Source organism: Hydrogenophaga sp. (assembly GCF_041633695.1).
Taxonomy (GTDB): Bacteria; Pseudomonadota; Gammaproteobacteria; order Burkholderiales; family Burkholderiaceae_C; genus Hydrogenophaga.
In genome coordinates, this window is the sequence record NZ_JBFJMY010000103.1 from 1 (window position 1) to 11,673 (window position 11,673).

General features: G+C 60.1%; 9 protein-coding genes and 1 pseudogene. 6 read left to right on the forward strand and 4 right to left on the reverse strand.

Going from position 1 to position 11,673, the window contains the following annotated elements:
• The 5 genes from ABYB95_RS08650 to ABYB95_RS08670 form a co-directional block, all read left to right on the forward strand.
• Positions 1 to 353, forward strand: a 353-nt coding sequence (locus ABYB95_RS08650) for a TrbI/VirB10 family protein (protein WP_372658065.1), incomplete at its 5' end; no start/stop codon positions are given.
• Complete coding sequence (locus tag ABYB95_RS08655; protein WP_372658066.1) at positions 350 to 604, forward strand: DUF2274 domain-containing protein; 255 nt, start codon at positions 350 to 352, stop codon at positions 602 to 604. The genes ABYB95_RS08650 and ABYB95_RS08655, both read left to right, overlap by 4 nt.
• A 210-nt stretch (positions 605 to 814) precedes the next feature.
• A complete protein-coding gene (locus ABYB95_RS08660; protein ID WP_372658067.1) occupies positions 815 to 2,740 on the forward strand; it encodes a hypothetical protein in 1,926 nt (641 codons plus the stop codon).
• Positions 2,737 to 3,243, forward strand: coding sequence for a helix-turn-helix transcriptional regulator (locus ABYB95_RS08665; protein WP_372658068.1), 507 nt, complete (start codon positions 2,737 to 2,739; stop codon positions 3,241 to 3,243). Before ABYB95_RS08660 ends, ABYB95_RS08665 begins: the two co-directional genes overlap by 4 nt.
• 54 nt (positions 3,244 to 3,297) lie before the next feature.
• On the forward strand, positions 3,298 to 4,395 hold the full coding sequence (locus ABYB95_RS08670; RefSeq protein WP_372658069.1) for a topoisomerase: 1,098 nt from the start codon (positions 3,298 to 3,300) through the stop codon (positions 4,393 to 4,395).
• Between the two features lie 44 nt (positions 4,396 to 4,439).
• On the opposite strand, the gene ABYB95_RS08675 is transcribed toward ABYB95_RS08670, so the two are convergent.
• On the reverse strand, positions 4,440 to 4,775 hold the full coding sequence (locus tag ABYB95_RS08675; RefSeq protein WP_372658070.1) for a hypothetical protein: 336 nt from the start codon (positions 4,773 to 4,775) through the stop codon (positions 4,440 to 4,442).
• Positions 4,776 to 4,786: 11 nt separating this feature from the next.
• Here ABYB95_RS08675 and ABYB95_RS08680 point away from each other — a divergent pair, with 11 nt between their 5' ends.
• Positions 4,787 to 6,082, forward strand: a complete 1,296-nt coding sequence (locus ABYB95_RS08680) for a hypothetical protein (protein WP_372658071.1) — start codon at positions 4,787 to 4,789, stop codon at positions 6,080 to 6,082.
• Positions 6,083 to 6,202: 120 nt separating this feature from the next.
• Here the strand turns inward: ABYB95_RS08680 and ABYB95_RS08685 are convergent, their stop codons facing one another.
• The 3 genes and pseudogenes from ABYB95_RS08685 to ABYB95_RS08695 all read right to left on the reverse strand — a co-directional run.
• Positions 6,203 to 9,283 (reverse strand): AAA family ATPase, encoded by a 3,081-nt coding sequence (locus ABYB95_RS08685; protein WP_372658072.1) that lies wholly within the window; start codon positions 9,281 to 9,283, stop codon positions 6,203 to 6,205.
• The gene (locus tag ABYB95_RS08690) at positions 9,280 to 11,100 is read right to left on the reverse strand and encodes a hypothetical protein (protein WP_372658073.1); all 1,821 of its coding nucleotides are present in this window, start codon (positions 11,098 to 11,100) and stop codon (positions 9,280 to 9,282) included. Before ABYB95_RS08690 ends, ABYB95_RS08685 begins: the two co-directional genes overlap by 4 nt.
• A 119-nt stretch (positions 11,101 to 11,219) precedes the next feature.
• Positions 11,220 to 11,673: pseudogene (locus tag ABYB95_RS08695) on the reverse strand (hypothetical protein); the annotation flags it as partial.

The following is an 11,673-nucleotide window of genomic DNA, read 5'->3' on the forward strand; positions in this document are numbered from 1 at the left end:
AGTTGGACAACCTCGTGGGCACCGACCCGGCCGGCTATGCCGGCCTGGAGGATGGCGTCGATTGGCATTGGGACCGCATATTTGGCGGCGCGGCGCTGACCACGCTGCTGGGCATCGGGGCCGAGCTGGCCGCGCCGGAGAACCGCCAGGACGGCAACCGGGTGGCAATTGCCGGACGCGACGGCCTGCAGGACAGCGTGAACCAAGTCGGACAGGAGATGACCCGGCGCAACATGAACATCCAGCCGACGCTGACCGCGCGGCCGGGGTTGCCGATGCGCTTGCTTGTGAGCAGAGACATCGTATTGCGGCCCTACCTGCCGCTGTTTTTTCAGACGGGCGCATCGCGATGAGCAAGGGAGCGAACCGGCTGAGCCTGGGGCCGATCCCGAAGCCCGATGCGGTCAAGCTCACGATCACGGTGTCGGCGGAGTTGAAGGCGCAGCTCGATGCCTATGCCGAAGTGCATGCGCGTGTGCATCAGGTGCAGGTGGATGCGGTGTCGCTGGTGCCGCACATGCTGGCGGCATTCATAGCGCGGGATCGGGGGTTCAAGGCCCTGCGCGTCGCCAAGATTGCTCGTACGATTGCCCATCAGCCATAGGAGTGCGAGTGCGCTTTCGGCGCATGTTTGACGCTTGGCGGTTGCTTGGTTACGATCCATGTAACGCAAGTTGCCGCGTGTCAGCGTGTGCGCTTCCGGTTCACCGGAGGCATGGCAAAGGCAGCGACGTCCACTTCTACCCGTGTTTCCAAACCGGAGCCGGGACAACGCACACCGTCCGTTTCGGCTCGATCGGTCTTGGAGGCATGCGTGTCCCTTTCTTCTTCCCATTCTTCGAGTTCGCCTGAAATGCAGGCCAACTCGCTCATCGCCTTTCTTGCGGAAGGCCAGCATCATCTTGCTCAGGACGACGCGCGGCTGATCTGCGCGCTGCTGCCTGCCGACAACAAGCTCGCGGCCAGGCAACTGAGGCAGTTTCTGGCCGGCAAGGCCGTCTCGATCAAGCACACCCATGCACTGCGCGCTGTCGCGCAGCTTCGGGGCTCTCCGGGCTACCTCGGCCTTGGCGATGCCACGCGTTGGGAGGTGGCGAGCTGGGTGCTGGATGCGCCGGCGGTAAGCGCGCGTCGTGAGCTGTTTCCGGCCCTGGGCAAGGCCTGCGACCAGGTCTGTGCCCGGCTGCGCGAGCAGTTCGATCTGGGCGATGCGCCGCTCTTGCACTTTCGGGCATCTGAGAACGCGGTTCTGATCGAAGGCATCGGGGATCCCCATCCGACGTGGCGTGTCGTGCTGGTGGCAGTGGATGCGAAGGGTGCTGTGCGGGAGTTCGACCTGGAACAGCAACTGCGGCTCGCGGAGCGTGTGCGCCGACTGGTCGAGGGGGAGCTCGGAGGCTGGCTCGACGGTATCGTGGCGCTGGATGCCGCGCAGGATTTGACCGCCCAGGCGACGCTGCAGGTCGAGGGACAGCCTGACGTAGTGGCTTCTGATGCGGCGCTGCTGGCCGAGATCGAGGATCGCAGCGAGCGGTGGCCCGACACTACGGCGCCGGAGGATGTATCGGATGCCCAGGGCCGCCGGTTGACGCTCTCTGTTCGTGTCGGCGAAGGGGCGCCGGCGGCGCTTTCTGCCAGTGGGTGGAATGCGCTGCATGCGCGTCACCAGGCCTTCGGTCGTCGCAATGAACAGGCGTTTTCTGAATGGTGGCGCCAACGCCAGCAGGAAGCTGCGCAGGCACGGTTTGCGCCCGAGCCGCTGAACACCGCGACGCTGGAAGTCGCGCGGCTTCGTCACGGCCTCTCGCATGAGGACGTCGCGCTGGCATTGGGCACCGAGCCCCATGTGTGGCGCGAGCATGTGGAAGCGGGGGAACTGCCCGTCGCATGGTTCACGCCCCTTCGTCGTGTACTGGGAGTTGCCTCTGAGAACGAACTGCTGGGCCTTGATCCACGGGCACGCAGCATCCCACTGCCGCGGCATGAGGACATCGGCATGTTCCTCAGCCGTTTCGAGGTGCTTGAAGCGGATGGCGACCAAGGCGGAGAAGACTTGCTGCGCAGGCTGGAGCACGTGTGCCAAGTGTCGTTCGGCCAGCGGCGCCGATGGGACAAGCACCCCCCGGCCGAACTCAAGGCCCTGAACCAGGAGGCCCGGCACGATGGGCTGGTGCTCTGCGGCACGCTGGAAAAGCAGTTCGTGCAAGATCTGCCGCTGGGTGGATCACGCCTGGGCCTCGTGCTGGTGCTGCGGTTCGAGAAGGCGGTCGATGTTCACACGCAGCGTGGGCAGCTCGATATCGGCAATGCGGCGATGAAGTTGCCGCCCGAGGACGAGCCAGTGAGTGCCGATTGGCTGGAGCGTTTCAATGCCGTGAAATTCACCGGCGAGGAGCTGCTCAAATACTCGGAGAAGGTGAACGAGATGCGGGATCCGGAAGGGGACGGTGAGGACGCATTTCACACCAGGACCTTCGCGGCGGTGAAGGTCTTCGGTAAGGATCCGCACAAGGCGCACACCGCCACTGTGCGTATGGAAGCGCTCACGCGCCTGATGCTGTGCGAGCCCCTGGATCCCTGGGTGCTGCGCAGCGCGGAGGAGGGCTCATCGATGTTGTCCCGGCCTGTGTTCGAGGCGACGGCCAGATGCGTGCTGGTCGATGTCCAGGGGGAACCGGGGTTTGATGCCGATGCATTTCGTCTGCTGCTCGTCGAGCACGCCAGAAGCTGGGAGCATTGATCTTTTTGGTCTACCGGGTGCGCTTGCTGCGGCAGAGGGTTTCGCGCCATCTGTCGTACAAGAGCTGGTCGGCTGTCCTGCGTTCGCTGCTTTGCGCCTGGATGGGTTGGGGCCCTTGGACGTCTTCGGCATCCTATGGATCGGGCGGCACGATGCCGCCCGATCTGAAAGGATGCAGCATGCGGGCAGAGATGCGGTCAAGCGAAAGGCGGCGGCATGGGCAGCGCGGCGATGGCGAGGCGCTCGATCGCGCTGAGAAGCTGCTGCGGGAAGTCCTGTCGTTGCTGAGCGGCCATGATGCCGGGCCGTCGCCTGCTGCAGGCGACGAAGACCGGCTCATGCGCTTGCCCGAAGTCCTTCGCCTAACGGGACTTTGTCGCTCCGCGCTCTATGACCAGATGGCGCGAGGGCTGTTTCCGCATTCGATCAAGATCGGGCCGCGTGCAGCATCGTGGTCGGCCCGAGCGGTACGTGACTGGATATCTCAGCGAATAGAAGGTTAGTGAAGCCATGGCTGACAATCGTCGCTGGACCAATGCCAGGAGGAGGCAGCGATTATGGCAACCCGAGATCCCGCGAAGACCCTTCGCAACAAGCAGATCGGCAAGTTGACCGATGAAATCAATGACCTCCTTGATGACGTCCTTGCATTGACGGGGTTTGAAAACGAACATTCGCTCAATGCAACCTACGGTGGCAAGCACGCGGAGTACATCGACATCAAGAACGAGGTGATCGATACGCCTGAGCAATTCGTGGCTCTGTATTTCCAGGGCTTTCTTCGCACGCTGGAGGGCCTGGGCATCTACGCCAGGGCCGGCAACCGATACTACGACGCCTATGTTCACGTCCGCAAGCATAAGAAGGTCCTGAAGTGGCTCCGGCTCTTCCTGACGCGCACGTTTCTCAGGCAGTACGACGCCCTGTCCAAGAAGCGCCCGCCTGTCGAGGAAGCCGAGATTTGGATCGGCCAGAAGAACGCAGCCTATGGGCTCCTGGTGACGCCACGGTTCAAGAACGACGCCTGGGAAAACGACAAGAGCGAGATTCGGCATTTCAAGCCGAGATACTGGACTATCGGACACGTCTTGGCGACCGGGTTTGTCATTCCGGACGAGGAAGAGCGCATGCAATTCAATGACGTGGAGCAGTACCTCTCGTTCTTCCGCAACACGCTGGTTCGCAACTCCGGGTCAGTTCACGAACTGGCCATCGCCAAGCGCTACTGCGACTTCGTCAGAGCGAGTGAGGCGCCGCAGGAAGTGCCGCTGCTCATACCCGAACTGCGCTATGGCGGAAAAGATGTCAAGCATGAGCATCGGCTGGACTTCACCATCATCGATCCGTTCACACTGTCCAAAGTGGGCTTTGAACTGTCTCCGTGGTCAACCCATGGTCTCCTTACAGGCACCAAGGACAAGACCCAGAAGACCATCAACGAGGAGGCGAGGGCGAACTTCGAGCGTGAGATGTCGAAGCTGAAGGCTTACTTCCGCAAGAGAGGTATTCCCGTCATCGTGTACACGGACAATGATCTTCAAGATCACGACAAGATTTTCGCGGACATCACCGACTACCTGACGCCCTCGAAACTTCCCAAGCAACTCGAATTCCACGCGGTGGAAGACTTCCTCGCATTCAAGCCGCCGACGTGAGGGGGGCATCATGTCCTCCACCCGTTGGCCGCTGCAGTCCCGGCCTAGGGCAGGGGCGGATGGCGGCGGGTTTCGAGGACGAACCGGGCCTGCGAATGCTGGCGGTAGCGGCCCTTGGCGACACTGAGGTCGATCACCAGCTTCCAACTGAACCGGGGCACGGCGCTGGGGAACAGCACGATGCCGTGCTGGTGAAGGCCTGCTGCCCGGCGTTGGGCATGCCGGGGAAACCGGTTAATATGTCGGTGCCTTTGGCATAGGCGCGCCGCCCGCAGCAGCGAAGCTCCGAGAGTATTGCCTTCAATTCTCGAACTCCTGACATGCCTTTTCTCAAGGTCCATGCGGAGACGGTGGCGGGCGACGTTTTCGATGTGGACCATGGAGAACTGTCATGTCCATGATTTCCCCTGTCCCCTCATCGATCGGCGGCATCAAGAGCCTCGCCCGAAAGATCAAGCACGCGACTGGCGCCTCTCACACAGAGGCCCTCGACAATGCGGCCCAGGCTGCGCATTTCCAGAACTACGCACACGCGCAACGAACGTTGGCTGCCCATGTCGGTGCGGCATCGCAGTTGACGGGTGCGCGGTCGAACTTGTATCCGCTGTATCTCACGTTCTACTGGAAGGATAAGGAGACTGGCAAACGGGGTCGTGAAACCCTCACGATTCAGCTTGCGGTCCCCTGGACGTCGTTGATCACGGCTCAACAGTTGAGCCATAACCGCGCTCTGAACGATTTGCAACCGATGGCGCTTGACCACCTGGAGGGAAAATACAACAGCGGTGGCCAAATGGAGGCTCGTGAACACGCATGCGCTGCGGCACGGGCATTCCAGTTTATGGATGCCACTCGGCTGCGACCTTCTGCAAGCTTCAGTCGTGTTTATCCGCAGGGCAAATCGCGCAACTGTGTGCCGCACTCCGATCATCCTAGCGTCTGGTTTGAACCTGCAACTCGGCGCTACCTGTTCGTCGACGAGCCGTACGAGATGGCCATCGGCGAGCGCGAGGAGCGTGAGCGGGAGAGATGGGCTATCGGCCATCTCCAGGTCATCGTCAAGCCTGCATGGAAAGGGATGTACAGCCCCCAGCCGCAAGGCGGATCGCAGATCTACTTCGTCAGCCACGCATTCAGTGGCGTGCCAGTGCGGCCCTTGGCTGCAGCAGTCGAAGCGATTCCCCCGTGCACTGCAGACCGTTGGACAGGTGAGTCTGCGGCCGCGACATCCCGTTTCAGCAGCCCTCTGGAGGGGCAGCCGATTCCCAAGCCTGAGGCAACGCCGCGCGCTCGAATGCAGCACGACGATCCTGCGACTCCAGCAATCACATTTCACAGGGAAGCAGGATTGCTGCTCAACAAGCTGATCAATCTTTGTCGCCGACGGTCCGGAATCAAGACACATCTTGAATCCGTGCGTGATGTGCTGCGTGAATTACTTACGACCTCCTCGGCCGAGGAAGAGGTGTCCGATGCCGAGTTGTTGGCCATCTACGATGTCAGCAAAACTTCGGCGCAGCCGATTCTTCGTCCTGATTGGCAGCAGCGGCGCACTTTGGAAGAAGACATGCGCAAGCTTCGTGGGTTGCTTCTGCAGGAGTTCGCCTTCAAGGCTTATGGAGGTGCGCTCGCGAGGCACCTAGGGGCAGCGGAGCGCTCGCTTGACACTTGGTACCGAGCTTCATAAGGGCAATTATTGTGGGCGCAGCGCTGAGCTTGCGCCCACAATTTATCGGCGTAGCTAGAAAGGCCGTGCCATGCGTGGTGCGCCTGCGCTGTCGGCGCGAGTTGAACTTTGCCGGCCTTCTCACGAGGTCCGTGATAGTCGCAACTCCTTGAAGTCATTGCCCAGGAAGCGAAACTTGTGACGGAAGAGCCCTGCAAGTTTGGTGTCTGCTGTAGCAAAGAAGACTTGCCTCGATCCGCCGATGGCAAGCTGGCGAAGATGATCGAGAAACGACAGCATGTTGATGTCGTCGATGTGTGCGACGGGATCGTCGAACAGCAGCACTGGGGGGCCTGACCGGAGGCGGCCGTTCATCGCCAGGAACAGCGACAGGGCGAACGCGGCACGCTGACCTGTGCTCATATGTTCGAGCTGTACCTCAGCGCCGGTGCTCCTGCGAATGATGACGAGCGTTCCCTGGACGACCTGAATTTCAAACTCGTTGGGCATGTGGATGCTGGCAAAGGTGCGAGCAATCTCTGCTGCGTTCTCGGTTAGGATCCGGCTTTCCAACTCGCCCCCGGAACTCTGTTGGGCTAGCGTTTCCAGCACCTGCTCTGCATCGCTTGCGCACCTGATCTTCGTGCCGGTGCTTTCAATCTTTTTGACGAGGCCTTCGACATTCTTGGTCTCGTCGTTGAGCGCCTTGTCGTTGGCACCTTCCTGCGCGACGGCCGTAGCGACTTGGGCGAGCAATTGCTGGATAGCTGCGAGATTCAGCGCGATTTCTTCCGCAGTCGCCTCAGTACTGATCGTCAGGATTGACCTAAGAATTTGGCGTGCTCCCAGGGCAGCCTCCGCATCTGAGATCAGTTCTTTGACCGATCTTGCGAGTTGATCTGTGTCGCCGAGAGCCTCGATGGACAGGCGTTCGGCCATCGCATCGCATTCCTGCCGCACGACGTCCGACTCATGTAGGGCGGTCTTTTCAGCGCTTTGCAGTGTTTCCAGCGTCTCTTTGTGATTCGACTGGGTTCGTTGCAACTCCTCAAGTGAGGGCAGTTCGGCCATTCCCGCAGCCAGCAACTTGCTGGCAAGGTCTTTGGAGGACAGCCCATCTGACTGCAGTTGCTGAGCCTGCCCCTGGATCGTTTCCAGTTCCTGTCGATCACGATCAAATACAGCTCGTTCTTGGGCGATCTGTTCAAGCGTCTGGGCGACCGTGAGGGTCAGTGCACTGTCTCCGGCAAACGCGCGCAACGGATGCAGCGTGGCCAATATGGCCCGGGCACCCTCCATCGATTCGCTGGCCGACGAGATGTCTGCCTGCAGCAGGCTGGCTTGCTCGGATGTACCCACCTCGACATCGGCCATCATCCGCGCAAGCAGCTGACCTTCCTCGAACTCTGTTCTGCACAGAGGGCAATGGTCGGGATTGGCGGACCGCTGCAGTATGTCCTGGGCGGTTCCCAGCAGGCGCTGCCTCAGAACAGTCATCGTGCTCTGTGTCTTTTCCAGAGCCTGAAGTGAGGTTTGCGCCGCGTCGCGCCGCCGTTGATGCTCCCCGATCTTGGTGTCGACGGAGTCAATGGCGTCGGCAACAGCCGTTTCCAGAAACTGGTGGATGGCACTCGTGTCGCCGAGGTTGGCGACCGGGCTCAACCTCGTAGTCTGCGCGCGGACCCGATCCCGACATTCTGATGCTTGCTTGACAAGTTGTGGGAAGTTGGTGCGGGCATAGGGAAGCAGTGCCTCCGTAGTGGCGCTTAGTTCCGCCGCTGCATGCGCCTCTCTACGTGCGTTGGCCTGTGCCAACCGGGCGGCTTTTGCCCGCTGATCCAGGGCTTCCGCCTTGCTGGCTTCGTCGTTCAGGTTCGTCAGCAGCCGAAGCGCGGAATCGGGTTCGGCGTGAAGCATGTTGATCGACGAATGGCGGACCAGTGCGATGGCAGAAGTCACCTCCTGCAGACGCTCTCGCAATGCTTCGAGTTGACCTTTTTCATCTGGGGGCTGACACCATCCCTGGCCCTTCAGCGCCGCGAGAAGTTCGAGGAACAGGCTGTCGGATAGTTTGGGGGCAGCTTTGATGGCATCCAGGCGGGTCTGGGCGGCCAGTTTCAACTGTTCATTGCTCGTCTTGTCGCGCCGTAGATCCTTCAGCTCATCCTGCAACTGCTTGAGGACGCGACGCAGCCTGTCTGCCAGATTCTCTGCCGTCGCACCCAACACCAAACGGGTGACATCTGTTCCAATTTGCGCTGAACTTGCCGATACGCTGAGATCCACCGCAGCATCGGTGTCGAGAAAGTTGAATTTTCCGAAACTATCCTGGATGGTGACCGTCTTCAGTTCGGTCTTGGCATACCAATTTGAATGGCGCGCTCGAAGTCGCGTGGCATCAGTGGTCGAAGACAGCTTGTGCCCGGCTCCGACAAGATCCGCGGTAATCGATGTGTTGCCGAGCAGTGTGGAGGATCGCCGATTCCTTCCGCAGTAGGCGAATTCAATTGCCTCAAGGAGTGAGGTTTTGCCGACGCCATTGCTGCCGACAATCAAGTTCACTCGACCTAGCGGGTGGTCCTTTTCCTCCGGATGTGTGCGGAAGCCCTTGATGGTCAAGCGCTCGATGAAGTGGCTTGCAGCGGCCTGTTCGGCAGCGAGCAGAGCGACAGGGGAAATCGGGCGCGACGCCCCATCCTTCGTTCCCGCAACGATTCGCCGAACGGCGTCCGGAACGGAGATGTCACTATCCAGAATGAAGGCAAGGCCGTGCTGTTCGAGGGTGTTTGACCATGTTGTCGCAAGGTCGATCGGCAGGGCTGTCGGCGGCCCGGGCGCTTGTGCGTTGGCCAGCAAGCCGGCGATCTCGCCTTCTCGTACAACCTGCTTGCGGGCGTACTCCCTGTCCGCCTCTACCTTGGCTTTGAGGCGACTGAATTCGCCCCTCTGGGCTTCTTCATCGCTGGTGACAAAGTACAGGTAATGGTTCCAGCGCAAATCGGTCGCGACGTCGCTGGAGAAATACGTTGGCGAGAGAACTTCTTCCTGGTAGCTTTTCAACGAATCAGCAGTCGTTGCGAGCCGATCGTTCAGGTCGAAGTAGCGAATCGCATAGTCGCGAGCGCCGAAGCGGTCAACGCCTCGAAATACACCCTGCCCAACGCTTTCAAGATCGGGGTAGCGATCCTTGAGCATCGCTTCGACGCGTTGCGCATTGATCATGATCTGTCCTCTGAGAAATCCACCGGGGATGCGCTGGCCGGGGTGTCAATGAGATTCGTGCCTTCGGGGCCGCGTGCGCCAAAGCGGTTGTCCCGTCGGAACACGACGCAAAGCCGGTCTTGGGCGCGTACGATGGCGTCGCTCAACTCTTCTCCGCTCTTGCCTGCTTCGCAGGCCTCATTGACCGCATGGGTGGTGATGGCCTGCCTAAGCTTCTGGTGCGTACTTTCAACAGCTGAATTGTTCGCCTGGTCCGAAAGGTAGGCGAGTGATGCAGGCCCACGCCCGCCAGTGTTGGGTTCGACATTGTGGTGCGGGGACTTGCGTTTCCATGAGAACTTGAAGCCGTTCGCCAAGTCTTGCACCGGCGGTGGCCACGGAACCTCGTTTTGGGCGAGTCCGATCGCATCGTGTGCGCGCTGCAATCTTTGCATCCGGTAGGACGATCCTGGCCGAGTGAGATCAACGTCTTGATGGACCGTCACTCGGCGTATCGATTCCTCGTCCTTGTCCAGATGGACCGCATCGAGCTCTTTGACGGTGTACCACGATGCTGGGGTTCCGCGGGGCCCCATGAGAATCTCGATAGCTCGTTCGACCGCAAGTGGGCTGGCCTGCGAGGCCCGCTGCAGGTGTTCGGCAATCGCGTGGTAATCCGTCAGGGCGTCAGCAAAACCGTCGTTGGCAACCGCACCAGACTCCCAGCTGTTGCTGTCTGCTTTCCAAGACCAACGCTCTTCCACCGCAACGAAATTCTTCGGGGCCAGCGCTTGCTCACCGGGAAAAAGCAGCTTCTGCTTTTGCAACTGAATAATCTGGCCTTCGTAGTTCAGGAAGAACGAGTGCCATCGTTGGGCCAGCAAGCAGTAGTAAAGACCGCCGCGGTGCAGCGAATCTATGAGCCCATCGTCAGCGCTGAATTTTGCGGGCGGCGCATACCAAGCCGAACCTGCGACGTTGTTCCAATCGGCATGCTTGCCGCCGTCCTTGACCTCTTTGATGTTCTTGGCCCAGTTCAAGCACAGGAGTTCGACGTGGCTGTTGGTTCCCACTGAACATAGCTTGGCGCGGTAGGCTGCATAGTCGGTATGTGCTGGCTTCGGGTTGAGCTGGATATGAATGAGCAAACAGTTGATATGGACCGCCTCGATATGCTCAGCGAAGTCAAAGGCGTCGGAGCAAATAATGGAGACGAGGCTCATTCGGCCGATGCCGCGATTGAAGGCGTACACCGTCTTGCCGAGGCACAGTGAAGTTTGCTCTACGTCCCGGTAGTCCCGGCAGGCCACGGTCTTGAGTTGCGTGAGGAGGACCAGCACAGGTTGTCCGTCCTGGTTTTCGGCCCAGAAGACGTAGAGCAGCGGGTCAACGTAACGCCGTTGCGCAGCTTGCCGCGCGTCGAGAGGTTCATGGTGAAACACGCAGTCACCAGCCGCGTTGTACTGTTGAGCCAACGCCTGGAAATCAGCCGGAGAGATGCTTTCACATCCAAGCACCCAGATTGCGCCTTGTGGGGGGCGATAGTGCCCCGCCACGATTTCTTGTACGACGGACCACGGGACGCAATATTCCGGTGCTACTGCGAGGTCAGAATGGCTTTGTGCCGCGGAGGAAAGAAATCCGCTGCATAAGGCGTGACTCAGTGCGGCATCTGCGTGGCCAACCCGGACATCATTGGCTTCGACCATGCCCGTTGGCTGAAGCAAGATTGTCCGGTAGGGCTCGCGTGCTGGATTCAGGGCTTCCAGGCTCATGAGCGTCAGAGGACGCGGCTGCTGACGCAGCACCTCTTCGACGTCTACGATGTTTATCGTCACTATTCCTCCTCTTCAGAGCGGGTGAATACGACAACATACTTGTCGCGCGAGAAGGCACGCGTTGAGTCGTGATGCTCCTTATGGATTCAGTGTAACAACGTGTAGAGACCGGTTCCTTGTCAGACCTTCGCCTGGACGTACTGCACGGCGGCTTCGGGAGTGAATACGACAGCGCAGCTGTAAAGCTTGTCCAAAGCCAGGTCGCTGCGGGTCAGGACGTTGGCAAGTGAGCGTTCCGTGAAGAAGGCATCGCAGTATCCGACCGCCGCGGCTGCGTGCTGCATGTCGAAGAAGTCGTTGGCTTTGAACTTCTGTCCTTTGTTCCAGCGAATGGCAGCATGTATCGATGTATTGATGTGCAGCGTCCGCAGGGTGGCCTTGCCCTTGCCGGAACTCATTGCGCCCACCAGCAAGCTGAGGCACTGCCGCTCTATGGCCTTGTATTGGTCGGTGTGTTTTGCCGGGCGTGGTCCCAAGGAGGGTGGGGCCATGTTGCACAAGATTTCCGCGGCTCGGCCAGCATAAAGATCCATCACGCCGACGAGCTCGTGTTCGTAGGCTTGCTTGAAGCTC

Coding starts and splice junctions, on each gene's coding strand:
- ABYB95_RS08655 (WP_372658066.1), top strand. CDS start 350: ATGAGCAAGGGAGCGAACCGGCTGAGCCTGGGGCCGATCCCGAAGCCC.
- ABYB95_RS08675 (WP_372658070.1), bottom strand. CDS start 4,775: ATGGTCCACATCGAAAACGTCGCCCGCCACCGTCTCCGCATGGACCTT.
- ABYB95_RS08670 (WP_372658069.1), top strand. CDS start 3,298: ATGGCAACCCGAGATCCCGCGAAGACCCTTCGCAACAAGCAGATCGGC.
- ABYB95_RS08680 (WP_372658071.1), top strand. CDS start 4,787: ATGTCCATGATTTCCCCTGTCCCCTCATCGATCGGCGGCATCAAGAGC.
- ABYB95_RS08685 (WP_372658072.1), bottom strand. CDS start 9,283: ATGATCAATGCGCAACGCGTCGAAGCGATGCTCAAGGATCGCTACCCC.